This is a genomic window from Amycolatopsis sp. cmx-11-51, from assembly GCF_047608665.1.
Lineage (GTDB): Bacteria > Actinomycetota > Actinomycetes > Mycobacteriales > Pseudonocardiaceae > Amycolatopsis.
Genome location: NZ_JADNQO010000003.1, coordinates 365,738 through 383,050 on the forward strand (window position 1 = coordinate 365,738; position 17,313 = coordinate 383,050).

Below are 17,313 nucleotides of genomic sequence, written 5' to 3' on the forward strand. Positions count from 1 at the left end.
GATGAACAGTCCGGAGTGGTGGGCGCGGGCCGTCGAGCGGGTGGCCGAGGCGCGGCGCGCGGATCCGGCGAACCTGCCGGGCGCGGTGTTGGGGGCCGAGACACGGGCGGACGGGCCGCTGATCAGCGCGGTCGGCGACGGCTGGTCCGAGCGGACCATCTGCGAGATCGGCACCATGAGCAAGGCGTTCACCGCGACCGCCGTGCTGCTCGCGCTGGAGGAGCACGGCATGCTCGACGTGGAGACCGAGGTGTGGCGACTGCCGGGGATGGGCGCCTACGCCGATTCGCCGTCCAAGCGGAAGATCCGGGTCCGGCACCTGCTTCAGCACACCTCCGGGCTGCCGACGATCCAGCACTACACCGAAAGTCCGGCGACCCCGTGCAACGACCCCGGCGGACCGCCGCCGTCGTTCGCCGACGCCGACGCCCGCCTGGGGCCCACCTCGGAATGGACCTGCTATCCGGGCGGCACCAACGAATACCTCTTTGTCGACGGGCGGCCGAGGCCGTCCCGCACGCTGACCGTGGAGCAGGTGAGCGCCGCCCTCATGGAGTGCTACGAGCCGGTGAAGGAACCGGGCGCGGAGTACTTCTACAGCCCGATCAACCACGTGATCGCGGCGCGGATCGCCGAGACACTGACCGGCACGTCGATCAACGTCTACCTGAAACGGCGGTTGTTCGAACCGCTCGGGATGACCGACTCGTTCTTCGTCGCGCAACCGACCGGGGACGCGGAAATCGACGCGCGGATCGGCGAGGGTGTCACCGGAGAACAGCGCGCGCGGATCGCCGACATTACCATGATCACCCGCGACGGCGCGCTGCCACCCGAGGTCGCGCCCGGCCCGGACGGGAGCTGGGACAAGTTCCGCCGAGGCTGGCGGTTCGTCTTCCCGGACGGCGGGATGATGACCACCGTCGGCGACCTGCTCGCGTTCCTGCGGGTGTTGCGCGACGGTGGCCGCGCGGGAGAGCGGCGGATCCTGTCGCCGGAGATCGTGAAGCTGCTCGTCGACGACCACGGTTTCGGGCACACCATGGGCTTCGGCTACCGCACCGCGAACACCCCGTACGGGCAGGGCTCCGGCACCCTGGAGCACCTCGGCAGCAAGATGACCTACTGCTGGCTGGAACTGGACTCGGCCGACCCGCTGCTCGGCGTGTTCTTCAGCCAGCGCCTGCCGAACATCGCGACCACCCCGAACATGGGCGCCGGGCTGAAGGTCATCTTCCGCGTCTTCGTCCCGGCGGTGGGTGACGCCAGGACAGGCAGCCGATGACCCGGCTCGGGCTCAGGGAATTCCCGTACCTGGCCGATCATCGGGTCCAGGGCACGCTCGTGCTGCCCGGCGCGGTGTACCTGGACCTGGCACTGAGCGCGCTCGAAGATGCCGTGCCCTCCATTGTGGACGATGTCCGGTTCGACCGGGTGTTCGTGGTTCCGGCGGAGGGCACCAAGGCACTGAACACCACGATCGGGCCGCCGATCGACGGCTGGCGGGAGTTCACCGCGACCGGCGACGACGGTGTCCGGTACGCGAGTGGCCGGATCCGTCGCGGTGAAGTTCCCGCCGGTGAATGGGAACCCCCGGCCCCTGGTGAGGAACTTCCTGGTGCGAACCCGTACGCCGCCCTGCGTAAGGCCGGGAACGACTACGGGCCCGCGTTCCGCGGGATCGACCGGTACTGCTCAGGGGAGGGCGCCGCCACCGCCGAACTGCGGATCCCGGTGCCGGTCGGCGGGCACGTCCTGCATCCGGTGGTACTGGACACCGCCATGCAGCTGCTGGCCGCCGCCGCGGCCGGGCGGGCCGTGGTGCTGGCGGGCTGGGATCGGCTGGTCCTGCACCGCTCGCCGGGCCGGATGGGCACGGTACGCGTCAGGTTTCGCGAGCTCGGTGACGAACTCGTCGGCGACATGCTGCTGTCCGATCCGGACGGCCGGGTCGCCGCCGAGGTCTTCGGTGCGCGTTTGCGCTTCCTGGAGTCATCGCCGCTGCGGATCGCTGTCGCCGCGACGTTCACGGCCGAGCCCATCGAGGAGACGTTGTCCTTCTGGGCGGGGCAGCTCGGTATCCCGGTGTCCGTCGAATTCGCCGGGTACCAGCAGGTGTTCCAGGAGCTTCTCGACACCGGCGGCCTGCTGTCCGGTAACCGCGACGGCGCGAACGTGCTGCTGATCCGGCCTCAGGACTGGCTTTCCCCGATCGCTCCGCTAGTGTCCGAAGCGGACTCGGCGACCCGGGATTCGATACTGGCGGGGTCCCGGCGGCACCGGCTGCCCGGGATCGGGGATATCGCACACCTGGTGCCGTACGAGACCGACTACCTGTACGAGGAGATCTTCACCCGGCGATCCTATCTGCGGCACGGTATCGAACTGCGCGACGGCGACACCGTCTTCGACGTGGGTGCGAACATCGGGCTGTTCAGCCTGTTCGTGCGGAGTCGCTGTCCTGGCGCCGAGGTGTACGCCTTCGAACCGAACCCGCCCGCGTTCGAGGCCCTGCGCCGCAACACCGCGCTGTACGCGCCCGAGACGAGGATCTTCGACTACGGGCTCGCCGCTGTCGACGGCGAACTCCCGTTCACGAGCTACTCGCGGTCGCCCGCGTTCTCCGGGTTCGCCGCGGACGCCGAACGTGACCACGCCGCCGTGACCGCGGTCGTCGCGAACGTACTCCGGAACGAGTCCACCGAACTCGTGGATCACCTCACTCGTGACCGGCTGGCCGCCGAAGTCCTGCCGAGGCGGGTCCGCACGCTGTCCGCGATGTTCGCCGAGCAAGGCGTCGAACGGGTGGACCTGCTCAAGATCGACGCCGAGGGCAGCGAGGAGGACATCCTGGCCGGGATCGGGGACGAGCAGTGGCCCCGCATCCGCCAACTGGTGCTGGAAGCGCACGATCCCGATGGCGCGGAGCGGATCGCGAGCCTGTTGCGCGACAAAGGGTTCCAGGTCGTCGTGGATCGTGATGACGAACTGTTGCTCGGCACCGGGTTCGCCGGTGTCTTCGCGCGCCGTCCGGGCGCCAACCGCACCGTCGACCTGGACCGAGTGGCCGGTGAGTTCATCGACGCCGTGCGCGGCGCGGACCTGCCTTGCCTGATCGCACTGTGCCCACCCTCGGCCGACGCCCGGCGGGATCCCGTGCTGAAACGTGCGGAGCAACAGTTGACCGAGGGCCTCGCCGGGATTCCCGGCGTCGAGCTGATCACCACCGCTGAACTGGCTCGGGCCTACCCGGTGGCCGACCCCGACGATCCCGACGCCGAGCGGCTCGGGCACATTCCCTACCGGCCCGCCTACTTCGCGGCGCTGGGCACGATGATCGCGCGCAAGCTGTCCACGCACCGGCCGGTCAAGGCGCTCGCGCTCGACTGCGATCAGACGCTGTGGGAGGGATACTGCGGCGAGGACGGACCGGACGGAGTCCAGCCGAGAGCCGCCGTGCAGGAGTTCGCGCTCGCGCGGCACCGGGACGGGGTCCTGCTCTGCCTGTGCAGCAGGAACAACGACGAGGACGTGCGAGCGGTTTTCGACCGGCGGACCGACCTGCCGGTGCGGGACGAGCACATCATCGCGCGACGAGTGGGCTGGCAGCCGAAATCGACCGGGCTCACCGGACTCGCCGACGAACTCGGTTTCGGCACGGACACCTTCGTCTTCCTGGACGACAGTCCGGTCGAGTGCGCGGAAGTGCGCGCGAACCTTCCCGAGGTTTTGACCCTCCAGCTGCCCGCACAGGTTGAGGAGATCCCCGGTTTTCTCGATCACGTCTGGGCTTTCGACCGGGCTCGGCCGACCGACGAGGATCGGGAACGTCCGGCCAGGTATCTCGCGGAGCGTCGACGGCGAACCGCGCGGGAGCGGGCGCTGACCTTCGAGTCCTTTCTGGATGGTCTGGAACTCGTGGTGCGCATCGGCACGTACGCCGACCGCGATCTGCCGCGGATCGCTCAGCTCACGCAGCGCACCAACCAGTTCACCACCAGCGCTGTCCGCCGCACCGAGGCGGAGCTGCGGGACCTGTTCGGCTCGGGCGGGCTGGACTGCCACACCGTCCGGGTGTCGGACCGGTTCGGGGACTACGGACTGGTCGGGGTCGTTCTTTCCGTAGCGGACGGGGAAACCTTGCGGGTGGACACGTTCCTGCTCAGCTGCCGGGCACTCGGGCGCGGCGTGGAACACCGGATGCTGGCCGCGCTGGGGGGGTCCGCGTCGCACCGGGGGCTCACCCGGATCGAGCTGTCTTTCACCGCGACCGGACGCAATGAGCCCGCGCGTCGCTTTCTCGAAGAAGTCGCCGGTGAGTCGTTCACCATGGCGGCCGAAACGGCTTCCCGGGTGGAGTTCCGGCCGTCCACCCCTCCGCCGCCGGTCCCACGGACACCCCGGACACCCCGGACACCCCGGACAGTATCCAGCGGCCTGCCGTCCACCTGGTACCAGCGGGTCGCGACCGAACTGCGGACCCCCGAGGACATCCTGGCCGCGGTGCGCCGGGCCAACCTGCGGTCGAGACCGGCGCTGCCGAACGCTTTCCGCGGTCCGGACGACGACGTGGAGCGCGAGCTCGCCGTGTTGTGGCGGAAAGTGCTCGGGCTGCGCGAGGTCGGGGTGGACGACAACTTCTTCGACCTCGGCGGCAGCTCGCTGCTCGGTGTCCGGCTGATGACCGGGCTCGACGAACTGGCGGGTACCACGCTACCCCCGACCAGCCTGTTCGAACGCCCGACCATCCGCGCGATGGCCGCGCTGCTCCGGCCGGGTGAGCAGGCGGCGGAGCCCGTCGGTACCTCCGGACGGCGTCGGGGAGCGCGCAGGCGCGAGATAGCTCAGCGAGCCCGGAGGCGTCATGGACCCGGCTGACGGCCTGAACGGCCACGAGATCGCGGTGATCGGCCTCGCCTGCCGGTTCCCCGGTGCCGACGGCAGCGCGGAGTTCTGGGCGAATCTCGAGGCGGGCGTGGAATCCGTCACCGAACTCACCAACCGTGACCTGCGGTCCGCCGGGATCGGGTGGCGGGAGCGGACCCGGCCGGGATACGTCCGCGCCGCGCCGCTGCTCGACGGGCACGACCGGTTCGACGCCGCCTTCTTCGGTTACTCGCCAAGGGAAGCCGCGGCGCTCGATCCACAACAGCGGGTGTTCCTCGAATGCGCGTGGACCGCGGTGGAGGACGCGGGCTACGCGCCGAGCCGTTTCCCCGGCGCGATCGGGGTCTTCGCCGGTTCGGCGTTGAACACCTACCTGCTGCACAGCGGCGTCGCGGACCGGCTGCGCGACGACTACCTGCTCACCCTGATCGCCAACGACAAGGACTACCTGGCCACCAGGGTGTCGTACAAGCTCGGGCTCACCGGGCCGAGCATGTCCGTGCAGACAGCGTGTTCCACCTCGCTGGTGGCCGTGCACCTGGCCTGCCAGAGCCTGCTCACCGGCGAATGCGAACTCGCGCTGGCCGGGGGAGTGTCGGTGAAGGTGCCGCAGAGGGCGGGCTACCGGCATGAAGCAGGCGGCGTGCTCTCGCCGGACGGGCACTGCCGGGCCTTCGACGCGGACGCCGGCGGCACCCTGTTCGGCAGCGGCGCGGGGGTGGTGGTCCTCAAGCCGCTGGCCGACGCGATGGCCGACGGTGACACGGTACGCGCGGTGATCAAGGGCTCGGCGGTGAACAACGACGGTTTCGCCAAGGTGGACTACACCGCGCCGAGCGTCACCGGCCAGGCAGAGGTGATCGCCGAGGCCCTGGCACACGCCGAAGTCGATCCGTCGACAGTGTCCTATGTGGAGGCTCATGGCACCGGGACCGCGCTGGGCGATCCGATCGAGATCGCCGCGCTGACCGCGGCGTTCCAGCGCGGCACCCGGCGTACCGGCTATTGCGCGATCGGTTCGGTGAAGACGAATTTGGGTCACCTCGACGCGGCCGCCGGGATCGCCGGCCTGATCAAGACGGTCCTCTCCCTCGAAAACGAGACGCTCCCGCCGAGCCTGCACTACCGGCGGCCGAACCCGCGAATCGACTTCGCGACCACTCCGTTCCACGTCAACGCGGAGCGCACTCCGTGGCCGTCGGCCGAGGGCGTCCGCCGGGCCGGGATCAGCTCGCTCGGCATCGGTGGAACGAACGCGCACCTGGTGGTGGAGCAGGCCCCGCCGAGCCCACCGCCACGACCGTCCAGGCCGTTCCAGCTGCTGGCGCTGTCAACCGCGACCGCTTCCGCGCTGGAGACGCTGACGGCGAATCTCGTCACGCGGCTGGATACCGAAGTCGATCTCGCCGATGCCGCCTACACCCTGCAGATCGGCCGCGAGCCCGGCGCGTACCGGCGCACCGTCGTCTGCCGTGACCGGGCCGAGGCGGTCTTCGCGCTGCGCGAGGCGCCCCGCGTGAACCGGACACCACCGGAAACCCGGCCGGTCGCGTTCCTGTTCCCCGGTGGTGGCAGTGCGGGCAAGCCTGGTCTCGCCGCCGGGCTGGCCGCCGCCGAACCGGTGTTCCGGGAACGCCTGGAGTACGGCCTCGCCGAACTCGCGACGCTGGACGGGCCCGACCTGTCCGGCGCGCTGCTCGGCGGCGAGCGGATCTCCGACCGGCCGTTGACCCAGCTGCCCGCGTTGTTCCTGGTCGAAGACGCGCTCTCCGTGTTGTGGCGATCCTGGGGCGTACGCCCGGCCGCGATACTGGGGCACAGCCTCGGTGAACTGACCGCCGCCCACCTCGCGGGAGTGCTCGATTTCCCCGCCGCGCTCGGGGCGGTGCTGACCAGGGCGAGGCTGGTCCAGAGCACCGCGCCCGGCGCGATGCTCAGCGTGGCGCTGCCGGAGCCCGAGACCCGCGCGCTCATGGGGGATCGGCTCGATCTCGCCGCGGTGAACACCCCCGGCACCTGTGTCGTGTCCGGTGCGGCGAAGCTGATCGACGACCTGGAGTCCCGGTTGGCGGCGCGTGATGTCACCTCCGCCAGGATTCCGCTGGGCACGGCGGGGCACTCCCGCCTCTTCGACCCCATCGTGGCCCCGTACGAACGATATTTCACCGGGGTGCGGCTGTCCGCGCCGTCGATCCCGTTCCTGTCGAACCTCACCGGCACCTGGATCACCGACGAGCAGGCGACCGACCCGGCGTACTGGGGACGGCAGCTGCGGGGCACCGTGCGGTTCGCGGAATGCGTGACGACCCTGCTCGACCACCCCGGCCGGGTGTGCCTGGAGGTCGGGCCCGGCCGGACGCTGAGCACCTTCGTCCGGGCACGGGAAGACCGGCTGGCCGTGGCGTCACTGCATCCGGCTACGGGGCCGCCCGCGCTGCTCGACGCGCTCGGCAGGCTCTGGCGGGCCGGGGTGGAGATCGACTGGGCGGGTTTCGCCGCGCGGGAGGACCGGCGCCGGATACCGCTGCCGACCTATCCGTTCGAGGGCGAACGGCACTGGTACGCCAAACGCGGCCGTTCCCGCCGCCCTCGCCGTTCCGGGCCGGTCGCGTCCACCGTGGACTTTTCGGGGCCGGGTACCGAGACCGAGCGGGTGATCGCCGCGATCTGGCGGGAGGCGCTCGGCGTGCCGCGGCTGTCCGTGCACGACGACTTCTTCGAACTGGGCGGCAGCTCGCTGCTCGTCGCCGAGGTGATCAAACGGGTCAACGCACGCTTCCGGACCGGACTCTCGCTGCTCACCTTGATCGAATCCCCCACCGTGGCCGGACTGGCGGACTGCGTCGACACCGTACGCGCACAATCGGGTGACCGGGCGCCGGAACACGCGCCGGGGCGCGATCCGGCGGCAGAATAGGACCGGCACGACCACTGTCTCCACAAGGAGCCCGCAGATGAGCGAAGTGACTGAACCCTACGCGCCGGGAAGACCGTGCTGGTTCGATCTGACCGTCCGCGAGCCGGAACCGGTGCACGCGTTCTACCGGCACCTGCTCGGCTGGGAGTTCGCGGACAGCGAGTGGCGCTATCACCAGGCCACGATCCGGGGCAAGGCGGTCGCGGCGATCAGCACCGGGGAGCCGGAGGACGACTCCCACTGGAACATCTACCTCGCCACCAGGGACACCGCGGCGACCGCGCACGCCGTGGAAGCCGCCGGCGGCAAGGTGATCAAGGAACCACACGACGTCCCCGGCGGCACGATGGCCATCGTCGCCGACCCCACCGGCGGATACTTCGGCCTGTGGCGGGGCGAGTCCTTCGACGGCAGCGAGCTGGTGAACGAAGCGGGCGCGCCCTGCTGGGCGGAGGCGTCGAGCAAGGACACCAAGGCGGCGGGAAAGTTCTTCGCGACCGTGTTCGGCCTCGAAGCCAAACGCCCGTTCCCCAAGTACAGCTACGTTCAGCTGCGCGCCGACGGCACGGAAGTCGCCGGGATCCTCGGCTACAGCCACGAAGCCAGGCCGAAGACGGGGCACGCGGCCTGGCTGGTGTACTTCCAGGTCGAAGACACCGACGCCGCGGTACGGGTCGCCACCGAACACGGCGGCACGGTGGTCGAAAAACCGGAGGACTCCCCGTTCGGCCGCATGGCGGTACTCACCGACCCCGCCGGTGCCCGCTTCGCCGTCATCACCCGCCCCGCGAAGTCTTGAGGGGCAGGGCAAGGGTGGCGTGTCGGGTTCCACTGAAACGATGTCGTCCCCGGCGCGGCCTGCCCACCTGAAGGTGTGAAGGTCCGCCGTAGGTACCTAGAACACGTTTGGCCCTACCCGTAAGTGCCACTCACGACCACCGCGCCGACGAGGGCCGCTGTCCCCGATGTCGCCTTGGGGACAGCAGTCCTGCGGGTGTGTCGTGCCGCGTGGAGCACCGTCTCGACCGACCGGGCCTTACCAACACGACACCGTTGCCTTACCCCTCAGAGAGGGCAGCGGTGGTGTGGTCACCCCTGCACGCCTACACGACCTTGCCCGAAGTCCGTGAAGGCCTCCTTGAGGGACTCTGGGTCCCTCAAGGAGGCCTTCACGGACCCGCCATCCGGCCCAGCAAGAGCGAAGAAGCTGCGTGGGTGGCGGGGTGACACCGTTCGGGGGTGACGACGACTGTCATTCCCGGCCCGCGCGCCTTGCCGCTGGTCGGTGTCCGTGGGAACTTCGCCGTCTTCGCCTTCGACGCGGTGAAGTATCTGCGACGACTACACGGCCAGTACGGGGAAATCGCGTCGCTCGCGCGCGGGACGACGGATTACGTCTTCGTGTTTTCGCCGCGCTACAACCAGATCGTGCTTCGCGACAGCGAGTTGTTCCAGAACATCGACGCGGCGTCGACGCCGGTGCGGATGTCCGAGGGTTCGCCGCTCAGCCGGCTCTACGCGGGGCTGACGAACATGAACGGCGCGAAGCATCGGCGGCAGCGGAAACTGATGGCGTCGGCGTTGCAGCGACGGCACATCGAGGCGTACGCGCCGGACATCGCGGACATCACGCGGCGTGAAATCGAGGGCTGGCGGGCAGGCGCGGAGGTCGATCTGCTCGCCGAAATGCGCGCGATCACCATGGCGGTCGCGGTGAAAACGTTGCTGGGGCTGGAACCCGAGCGGGAAGGCCGTGCCACGAGCTCGCTCCTGCAGGACTGGATGGACACCGTGTTCTCGATGCCCGCGCTCGCGGTGCCGGTCGATCTGCCCGGCTTTCCCTATCGCAGGCTGACAAAGCTGTCCGGAAGCCTCGAAACCACCGTCCGCGGGCTCATCGAGGCGCGCCGCGGTGGGGAGACCGGCGGCACGGACGTGCTCACCCGGCTGACCAAGGCCAACGACGACGACGGCACCGGCCTGTCCGATGACGAGCTGATCGGCCAGACCACCTTCCTGTTCATGGCCGGGCACGCCACCACCGCCAGCGCGCTCACCTGGACCCTCTTGCTGCTCTGCGCGCATCCCGGAATCCTGGGCGACGTCGTCGACGAACTCGGCGCCGCCGAGGACGCGGCCCCGAAGCTTCCGTTGCTGGACAGGGTGATCAAGGAGAGCCTCCGGCTGCTGCCGCCGGTGATGTGGTGGAGCAAGGTCGCTTCGGCGCCGGTGGACCTCGGCCCGTATCGGCTGGACACCGGCGCGCACGTGATCTTCAGTTCCTACATCACCCACCGCCTGCCGGAACTGTACCCCCGACCGGACCGGTTCGTCCCCGACCGCTGGCTGGACGACGATCCCGGACCGTACGGCTATTTGCCCTTCGCCGCCGGACCCAGGATGTGCCTCGGTTCGGGGTTCGCCACGATGGAGATGCGCCAGATCCTGGCGATCCTGTTGCGGCGGTGGCGGTTCGAGGTCGAGCCGGGGTCGCGAGTGGACTGTGGCGGGCTGATGGTCTCCCAGCCCAAGCGGGGACTCCCGGTGCGCCTGCGCGCGCCAGGCGGCCCGATCGCGGGCTGGACCGAGCTGCGCGGCGGGATCCGGTCCATGGTCGATTTCGGCTGAGGGCCGCCCAGCAACGCCGAAGAAGTTACCGCCACGACGCCGGTGAAAGAATCGATTTCGACGGTGCGGCAAGACTTTCCGCACGGTCGAACCGACTCGCCATGGAGTTGGTTCGGCCGGAAGGTCCGGCCGCGGCGACGGTTGGTTCCCGGGCGGCGACCCGGGCAGAGCGACTGATCACCAAGCTGCCACTCCCGGGAGGGTACCCATGAGCGCGACGAGTCATACGGAGAACGACCAGCAGCCCGACGAGAGCGCGCTCCAGGAACTCCAGGGCCGCTGGTTCGAGTCGGCGGGGGGACTGACGAACGGTGCCGGCACGACCAACGGCAGGCCGGTCTCCGACGTCGCGACCGCGGAGCGTGAGGAGCCCAAGGATCTCGGCCTGGCGCTGCGGGAGAACCTCTCCCTGATCACCCGGCTGCCGACCCCGGCGCGGGAGCAGCTGTTCGACCAGTTCCTGGCCACCGTCTCCGGGCAAATCAACGGGACCATCACGGTTTCCCAGTCCCCGGTCAGCCAGGATCTGCGGCAGCGGAACATCGACATCTTCTACAAGTACATCGAGTACGAGAACTCGCGGAACTACGAGGGTATGGAGAACTTGTTCCATCCCACCGAGTTCCGCAGCAAGACCTACTTCGGCAACGACCCGATCAGCCCGAAGGCGCACACCAGGATGCTGCTCGGCCTGTTCCGCTCGTTCCCGGACTGGTTCATGGTGATCAACGAGATCGTCTCGGCGGACAACGAGGCGGTGGTCGGGCTGATCACCGGGCGTGGCACCCAATTCGAGGAGTTCGCAGGCAGGCCGCCGAAGGACCACCAGATCGCCATCCCCACCCTCCACGCGATCAAGGTGCGTGACGGCCTCATCGTGGAACACCGGCACATCAACCCGTTCGAAGACATCTTCGCCAACCAGATCATGGCACCGCTCACCGAGGACATCATGGCGGTCCGTGCCCAGCAGGGCTTCGACAGCAGCATGGCGCAGCGGGCGTACGAAGCCGCGGTCGCGGCCGGTGCCGACCCGCAGAAGCTGACCGAGCTGAAGACCCTGATCGAAGTGAAACGCCGCCAGTGCCAGGTGTTGCTGAAGGGCACGCTGCGGCGCTGCGCCATGATCGCGCCGCCGGGCGAGATCTACTGCGAGCACCACCAGGAGCACGGCTATGGCATCGACGGCTTGGAATAGCGCGCTCACCGGGAAAGGCCCGATCCGGCCCAAGATGAGGAGAGAGTGAAGATGACTTCCGCCAGGCAAGGCACCGAGCAGCAGAGCAGGCATCAGTCCGAAGTGGACGCGGCCGCGAACCGGCTCCGTGAGTTGCTGGGCGCGGACCTGAGCGCCGAGGAGATCGTGCAGGCGGTACTGGACGTGCCCAGGATCGAGGAGAACAAGAAGGTGCTGCTGCGCTTCCAGAAGGAAGTGTTCAACGGCCACGACTGGAGCACCGAGACGCTGGCGCGGAACCTGACCGAGGACTTCGTCGACCACGCCGCGATGCCCGGTGACCCGCCGGGGTTCGAAGGTGTGCAGATGCGGTTCTCGGCATGGTCCTCGGCGTTCGAGGACCCGATGGAGGACAACATCGCGATCATCGGCGAGGGAGACCTCCTCGGGGTGATGTACAACCTGCACGCCCACCACAACGGCGAGTTCATGGGTGTGCCGCCGACCAACCGCGAGGTCGTCATCCCCGGGATGGAGGTCGTCCGCATCCGCGACGGCAAGATCGCCGAGCACTGGGGAATCTACGACTTCCTGCGCACCGCCGAGGAGATCGGCACCAACCTCACTTTCGTCCAGCGTGACGTGCCGGACGCGGTGAAGCGGCCCGAGGTGCCGTGGGCGGTCAAGATGACCGAGGCGGACGCCGAAAACGTGGGCACCGCGGCGGAGGACTACCTGCGCCCGGAGCGGGGGTGGTCGTCCAGCTGACCCCGCTCTCGCGGTCCCACGGCCACGACGTGTGCCGGGTTGTCACACGGCCCACGTCGTGGCCGTGAGCGTGCCGACGGGAGGAAGCCATGATCTCCAGCGTGGTGAAGGTCGCCGTCTACGTCCGAAATCAGCAGCGGGCGCTGGACTTCTACACCGGCGCGCTGGGGTTCGAGGTGCGGGCCGACCAGCCGATGGGGCCCGCCGCGCGCTGGATCGAGGTCGGCCCGCCCGGCGCGGCGACGAGCGTGACCCTGTGGACCCCGCCCGATCTCACCGACCGGATCGGGACCTTCACCGGGATCGTGTTCGGCTGCGCGGACATCGAGGCCACCGTCGCCGAGCTGCGCGCGCGTGCGGTGACGGTCACCGAGGAGCCGTCCGGCCAGGCGGGCGGGGCGATGGCGACCTTCCTCGACCCCGACGACAATGTCTTCGTGCTCCGCGAAGACGCCTGACGTACCGGCGATGCGCCGCGCTTGGGAGCGGCTGCACCGCGAATACGCGACGGATCTGCTGGTGTCCTCGCTCGCCGCGGACGTCGAACTGTCCAGCTTCCAGTTCAACCGCCGGTTCGCGGCCTGTTACGGCGAAACGCCGGGACGGCTGCTCAAGCGCGTCCGGATGGAGTGGGCGCAGTTCCTGCTGCGGCACAGCAGGTATCCGGTGCGGCGGATCGGGCGCAGCGTCGGTTACCGCAGCCCCGGCACCTTCAGCGACCGGTTCCACAAGTACGTCGGATGCTCGCCGAGTGAATACCGCGCGCGACATTTCGTCGAGGTCAGCGGATCGTGGGCGCCTTGGTACATCGCCACGCCGCGCGATCCCAGGGCGCCCACGAGCTGAAGGGGACTTTCCCCGCATGGGACGTGGGGAAGGCGCCCTTCGCCGCGTGTAACGAGGGGAAAGTCCCCTTCAGCCCCTACCCCGCACGAAGGTCCGCGATGCGCGGAGCCCGGCTCTTCGGGGAGTCCAGGCTGGTCATCCTGGCGTCGCCGAGCTGGTCCCGGACGTAGTTCTCCGCGCCGGCGATCGCCTTCTTGAGTGCCGCGTCGGGTTTGACGAACGGCTGGCAGACGATCTCGCTCGCGTCGACGTCGTACTCCCACAGCCCGACCACCCGGCCGCGGTCGACGACGATCGGGCACTGCGGGTCGGTCTCGTCGCCGAGGGTCCGGCCCACCTTGCCACCGGGGGAACGCTTCGCGGCGTCCTCGGGGTTCACCAGCCTGCTCAGCTCGCGGTGCAGCAGGTGGATGCCGTCGATTCCGGCGACGAGCGCGTAAGACGGTTTGCGCGGCACGGTGAACTTCTCGAACTCGACGGCGAGGTCGGCGGGCAGCAGCAGGTCGGTGTCACCGATCGGCTCCAGGTCCAGCGGCTCGATCGCCTTCTTCGCGGCCGCCGCGGTGAGCCCGGAGAACCAGCGGAAGTGCTTCAGCGAAGCGGGCGCGGCCCAGGAGAAGTACCGCCTGGCGAGTTCGGTGCGCTGGGCGTCCACATCCGGCCCGTCGCCGTCGAGCGGCGACGGTGTCCACGGCACATAGCCGAACCGCTGCTGGTCGAGCCTGCCGTTCACCGGCACCCTGCGGATCCGGCCGCGCGACTGGAGCAGGCCGAGTGCGAGCGGCAGAGTCGTGGTCTGACCGCGTTTCTTGCCTTCGGCGCCGAGGTTGCGGACCTCGTCGCCGACGACGTCGCGCAAACCGGCGGCGTCGAGCGGCTCCGACGCGGACTCGAGCGCCGAGACGACGCCGTCACACAATCGGTTGATTTCCTTGGTGGTGACGCCGAGATGTTTGCCCGCCGCCGCGAGTTCGCCCTCCGGCGCGCCGGAACCCACGGTCAGCCCGAGGGCGAAGTCCTCTTTCGGCAGGATGTAGGTACAGCCGCGGGCGGACGGGAGTTCGTGCACGTCGAGGTTCGCGACGGCCTTGTCGACGACCTCGCGGTCAAGTCCGGCGCGGGCGAAGAACCCCAGGTAGGGGCTGCATCCGCCGACCGAGCGGGCCCAGCCGGTGCGGCTGAGCACCTCCTCCGGCGAGGCACCGGTCAGCGAGCCGTCGAGCCCCTGGCGGTGGGACCACCACGCGCGCAGCTTGTCGAGAGAGATCTCAGCAGTCATGCCGCCATTATGGCATTTTGGGTCCGTAGTGGATACATTTCAGTGTCCGCCGGGCCGACCCAGGAGGATGACATGATCACCAAGCTGAACACCGTCGCGCTGTATGTGACGGACCAGGAACGGTCCAAGCGGTTCTACGTCGACATGCTCGGTTTCGACGTGACCACGGACTCGGACATGGGAGGTATGGGGCGGTGGCTCGAGGTGGCGCCCGGCGGTGGCGGGACGGCGTTCGTGCTGGCCAACGCGGAGGCGTTCGGCAAGACGGACCGGGTCGGCGACTCGGCCGACGTGACCCTGAAGTGCGCGGACGTGCGGGCACTGCACGCGAACCTGTCCGGCAAGGGTGTGCAGGTGACCGAGCCGGAGACGCAGGACTTCGGCACCTTCGTCACGGTGACCGACCCGGACGGTCACGAGTTCCTGATCAGCCAGGAATGAGCCCGTGACACCGCTGACCCCGGCGGCCTTCGCCCTGCTGCTCGCACTGACCGAGGGCGAGCAGCACGGCTACCGGCTCATCGCGGACGTCGAGCGCCTCACCGGCGGCACGCTGGTGCTCGGTCCCGGCACGCTCTATCGCACCCTGCAGCGCCTGCGGGTGGACGGCATGGTCGAGGAGAGCGACACGGACGAGGAAGCGGTCCGCGCGGACCGCCGGGCCGAGCGCCGCCGTAGCTACCGGATCACTCCGACCGGGTCGCGGGCGGTCCGCGGCGAGGCCAGAAGACTCGCTAACCTGCTCGCGAGCGATACGGCGCGAGCCGTTCTCCGCTCCGACGAGAGGGGCGAGTAGATGACCGGCTGGGCAGCGGACGAGGAGTTCGCCGGGGTCACGCCCCAGCTCACCGTGGCGGACACGGCGGCGGCGGTCCGCTTCTACGCCGCGGTGTTCGGTGCCGACGAGCTGCTGCGCAATCACGCCCCGGACGGCCGGGTGATGCACTGCGAGCTGCTGGTGGGCGGCGGCAGGTTGTTGCTGCACGACGAGTTCCCCGAGCATGGCGCCGGGCGTGGTCCGGTCGCGCTCGGCGGCACGCCGGTGGTGTTGCACCTGTACGTCGCCGACGTCGACGCGGTGTTCGCCGCCGCGCTGGCGGAAGGGGCGACCGAGCTGATGGCCCCGCAGGAAGCGTTCTGGGGCGACCGGTACGCGATGATCGAGGACCCGTTCGGGCATCGCTGGTCGGTGGCGCGGCGCGCGGCCGACCCTTCGGTCGCCGAGTTGCAGGAACGGGCCGACCAGTGGGCCGAGGGCAACGCCGGGGTCTCGCCGAACGGCACCGCCGCCGAACGGCGAGACTAGCGTCGCGTGAGTCCTGTCGGCTTGCCGCCCGTGTTTGAACACCGATCTCGCGTGATCAGCCGGACAGCACGCGGCGGAACCCGGCCTGGCACCCGCGCTCCGCGGGGGAGATGCGCAATTCAAGAGAAGTCCGGCGCCGGGCGCCGACCCTAGGCTGCCCTGGTGACCGCGCCGATCGCGAGTCCGCCCCGCCGTGCCCTGCCCGGCGGCGCCCGCCGGTGCGGTTCTCGTCGTGTTCACCGGTGATTTCGGCGCCCGTCCGGCGGTGTCACGCAATTGCCGAAACATATTTTCAACGGGCTCGGGTGGATTGCCTTCGAATTGCTCCGACAATTATCCACTGTGGACTTTCGATTCTTGATCTTTCGTCGCTTCCCCCGGGTGAGTAATTTGCGCCACCTGGGTGAAGTCGTTTGACCGTGTCCATCTCGCTGTGTCAGCCTTTCCATGGGTGTTCAACTGCGGGGACATCGCCTTAGTATGTACTTGTGCTCATCATTATTCGAGTATCGCATCGCTCTGCCAGGGGTGTCATGTGACGATGTGGGCAGGGAATAGTCCTCGAATGGCCGTCGGGTCGCCACCGGTAACCCGTGTCCTTCGACTTCCCCTGACAATGGCCGATTTCTCCCGGCGCGGATTCAGGCTCGACCGGGAAAGTGAACGCGCCGAACTGGAAAAGCACGCTCGCTATTTCCTGACCGGGTTCAATGTGGCGGCGAAATCACGTGACGCGCATTCGGAGCTGGCGGAGATTCCGGACGCCGAACGAGGATTCGCCTATGAGGGCGCCGGGATGTTCGCGGCGCTGTACGACCTCGCCCCGGTCGGCAGAGGTGGCGCGCTCGCGCGCTTGCTCAGCGGGCCGGGAGACCAGTACACGCACCTGATCCATGTCGGCTACGGCTGGGCGCTGGTGCCGACGCGGGTGCCCCTGCCGGTGGCCGTCCCATCCACTCCGCTGCTCCGATGGCTCGCTCTGGACGGAGCCGGGTTCGCGGAAACGTACTTCGGTGGCCTCCGCGCGTTGCGGCGGCGATGTCACCGGCGGCCGAGCGAACGCTGGCGGGCGAGGGTCGCCGGTTGCGGCCGTGCGCTGTGGTTCGCACAGGCCGCGGACCCGGTGGGGGTCGCGAGGGTGATCGCCGAAACGCCCGAACCCGCCCGTGGCCCGCTCTGGTCGGGTATCGGCCTCGCCGCGTGTTACGCGGGTTGCGCCGGACCCGGCGCGGTCGCGGAACTGGTGCGGTCCAGCGGGCCGTACGCACCACATTTCGGGCAGGGCGTGCTGTTCGCCGGCGCCGCGAGGTACCGGGCACGGATCGTGCCGGAGCACACCGGACGCGTGTGCGAGCAGTTGTTCTCCGCTACGCCGGAGGAAGTCTCGGGGTGGACGGAGGAGGCGGCGCACGGCCTCACCGGATCCACCGAATTGTCCGCGTACACCGAATGGAAAGCCCGGTTGCGGGAACTGGCCGAGCGGCGGTTCTGAGCCGATTTTCCGG

General features: G+C 69.2%; 14 protein-coding genes. 13 read left to right on the top strand and 1 reads right to left on the bottom strand.

Annotation, left to right across the window (positions count from 1 at the left end):
* The first annotated feature begins 1 nt into the window (after nucleotide 1).
* The 9 genes from ACM6LU_RS15145 (at nucleotide 2) to ACM6LU_RS15185 (ending at nucleotide 13,223) form a co-directional block, all read left to right on the top strand.
* Nucleotides 2-1,285 carry a serine hydrolase domain-containing protein gene (locus tag ACM6LU_RS15145; protein WP_414938298.1) on the top strand — a complete coding sequence of 428 codons (1,284 nt, stop codon included), beginning with the start codon at nucleotides 2-4 and terminating at the stop codon, nucleotides 1,283-1,285.
* Nucleotides 1,282-4,878: an FkbM family methyltransferase gene (locus tag ACM6LU_RS15150; protein ID WP_414938299.1), complete on the top strand. Its 3,597-nt coding sequence runs from the start codon at nucleotides 1,282-1,284 to the stop codon at nucleotides 4,876-4,878. Before ACM6LU_RS15145 ends, ACM6LU_RS15150 begins: the two co-directional genes overlap by 4 nt.
* Nucleotides 4,865-7,804, top strand: a complete 2,940-nt coding sequence (locus tag ACM6LU_RS15155) for a type I polyketide synthase (protein ID WP_414938300.1) — start codon at nucleotides 4,865-4,867, stop codon at nucleotides 7,802-7,804. The genes ACM6LU_RS15150 and ACM6LU_RS15155 overlap by 14 nt, the downstream gene beginning before the upstream one ends.
* A 37-nt stretch (nucleotides 7,805-7,841) precedes the next feature.
* Nucleotides 7,842-8,603, top strand: coding sequence for a VOC family protein (locus tag ACM6LU_RS15160; protein ID WP_414938301.1), 762 nt, complete (start codon nucleotides 7,842-7,844; stop codon nucleotides 8,601-8,603).
* A gap of 440 nt (nucleotides 8,604-9,043) precedes the next feature.
* Complete coding sequence (locus ACM6LU_RS15165; RefSeq protein ID WP_414938302.1) at nucleotides 9,044-10,432, top strand: cytochrome P450; 1,389 nt, start codon at nucleotides 9,044-9,046, stop codon at nucleotides 10,430-10,432.
* Nucleotides 10,433-10,640: 208 nt separating this feature from the next.
* Nucleotides 10,641-11,630: an ester cyclase gene (locus tag ACM6LU_RS15170; protein ID WP_414938303.1), complete on the top strand. Its 990-nt coding sequence runs from the start codon at nucleotides 10,641-10,643 to the stop codon at nucleotides 11,628-11,630.
* 51 nt (nucleotides 11,631-11,681) lie between these two features.
* Nucleotides 11,682-12,377, top strand: coding sequence for an ester cyclase (locus tag ACM6LU_RS15175; protein ID WP_414938304.1), 696 nt, complete (start codon nucleotides 11,682-11,684; stop codon nucleotides 12,375-12,377).
* Nucleotides 12,378-12,466: 89 nt separating this feature from the next.
* Nucleotides 12,467-12,835 (top strand): VOC family protein, encoded by a 369-nt coding sequence (locus ACM6LU_RS15180; RefSeq protein WP_414938305.1) that lies wholly within the window; start codon nucleotides 12,467-12,469, stop codon nucleotides 12,833-12,835.
* A 10-nt stretch (nucleotides 12,836-12,845) separates the two neighbouring features.
* Entirely contained in the window at nucleotides 12,846-13,223 is a 378-nt protein-coding gene (locus ACM6LU_RS15185) for a helix-turn-helix domain-containing protein (RefSeq protein WP_414938306.1), read from the top strand.
* Nucleotides 13,224-13,299: 76 nt separating this feature from the next.
* Here the strand turns inward: ACM6LU_RS15185 and ACM6LU_RS15190 are convergent, their stop codons facing one another.
* The gene (locus ACM6LU_RS15190; RefSeq protein ID WP_414938307.1) at nucleotides 13,300-14,502 is read right to left on the bottom strand and encodes a DNA glycosylase AlkZ-like family protein; all 1,203 of its coding nucleotides are present in this window, start codon (nucleotides 14,500-14,502) and stop codon (nucleotides 13,300-13,302) included.
* 72 nt (nucleotides 14,503-14,574) lie between these two features.
* Here ACM6LU_RS15190 and ACM6LU_RS15195 point away from each other — a divergent pair, with 72 nt between their 5' ends.
* The 4 genes from ACM6LU_RS15195 to ACM6LU_RS15210 all read left to right on the top strand — a co-directional run bounded on the left by ACM6LU_RS15195 (nucleotide 14,575) and on the right by ACM6LU_RS15210 (nucleotide 17,300).
* Nucleotides 14,575-14,943 carry a VOC family protein gene (locus ACM6LU_RS15195; RefSeq protein ID WP_414938308.1) on the top strand — a complete coding sequence of 123 codons (369 nt, stop codon included), beginning with the start codon at nucleotides 14,575-14,577 and terminating at the stop codon, nucleotides 14,941-14,943.
* Nucleotides 14,944-14,947: 4 nt separating this feature from the next.
* Nucleotides 14,948-15,298, top strand: coding sequence for a PadR family transcriptional regulator (locus ACM6LU_RS15200; protein WP_414938309.1), 351 nt, complete (start codon nucleotides 14,948-14,950; stop codon nucleotides 15,296-15,298).
* On the top strand, nucleotides 15,299-15,808 hold the full coding sequence (locus tag ACM6LU_RS15205) for a VOC family protein (protein ID WP_414938310.1): 510 nt from the start codon (nucleotides 15,299-15,301) through the stop codon (nucleotides 15,806-15,808). It begins immediately after the preceding gene.
* A 565-nt stretch (nucleotides 15,809-16,373) separates the two neighbouring features.
* Entirely contained in the window at nucleotides 16,374-17,300 is a 927-nt protein-coding gene (locus ACM6LU_RS15210; RefSeq protein ID WP_414938311.1) for a DUF1702 family protein, read from the top strand.
* Nucleotides 17,301-17,313: the final 13 nt, after the last annotated feature.

Excerpts from the sequence above, each read along its gene's own strand:
- ACM6LU_RS15180 (WP_414938305.1), top strand. The coding sequence starts at position 12,467 with ATGATCTCCAGCGTGGTGAAGGTCGCCGTCTACGTCCGAAATCAGCAG.
- ACM6LU_RS15160 (WP_414938301.1), top strand. The coding sequence starts at position 7,842 with ATGAGCGAAGTGACTGAACCCTACGCGCCGGGAAGACCGTGCTGGTTC.
- ACM6LU_RS15155 (WP_414938300.1), top strand. The coding sequence starts at position 4,865 with ATGGACCCGGCTGACGGCCTGAACGGCCACGAGATCGCGGTGATCGGC.
- ACM6LU_RS15190 (WP_414938307.1), bottom strand. The coding sequence starts at position 14,502 with ATGACTGCTGAGATCTCTCTCGACAAGCTGCGCGCGTGGTGGTCCCAC.
- ACM6LU_RS15195 (WP_414938308.1), top strand. The coding sequence starts at position 14,575 with ATGATCACCAAGCTGAACACCGTCGCGCTGTATGTGACGGACCAGGAA.
- ACM6LU_RS15170 (WP_414938303.1), top strand. The coding sequence starts at position 10,641 with ATGAGCGCGACGAGTCATACGGAGAACGACCAGCAGCCCGACGAGAGC.
- ACM6LU_RS15205 (WP_414938310.1), top strand. The coding sequence starts at position 15,299 with ATGACCGGCTGGGCAGCGGACGAGGAGTTCGCCGGGGTCACGCCCCAG.
- ACM6LU_RS15210 (WP_414938311.1), top strand. The coding sequence starts at position 16,374 with ATGGCCGTCGGGTCGCCACCGGTAACCCGTGTCCTTCGACTTCCCCTG.
- ACM6LU_RS15150 (WP_414938299.1), top strand. The coding sequence starts at position 1,282 with ATGACCCGGCTCGGGCTCAGGGAATTCCCGTACCTGGCCGATCATCGG.
- ACM6LU_RS15145 (WP_414938298.1), top strand. The coding sequence starts at position 2 with ATGAACAGTCCGGAGTGGTGGGCGCGGGCCGTCGAGCGGGTGGCCGAG.
- ACM6LU_RS15185 (WP_414938306.1), top strand. The coding sequence starts at position 12,846 with ATGCGCCGCGCTTGGGAGCGGCTGCACCGCGAATACGCGACGGATCTG.
- ACM6LU_RS15175 (WP_414938304.1), top strand. The coding sequence starts at position 11,682 with ATGACTTCCGCCAGGCAAGGCACCGAGCAGCAGAGCAGGCATCAGTCC.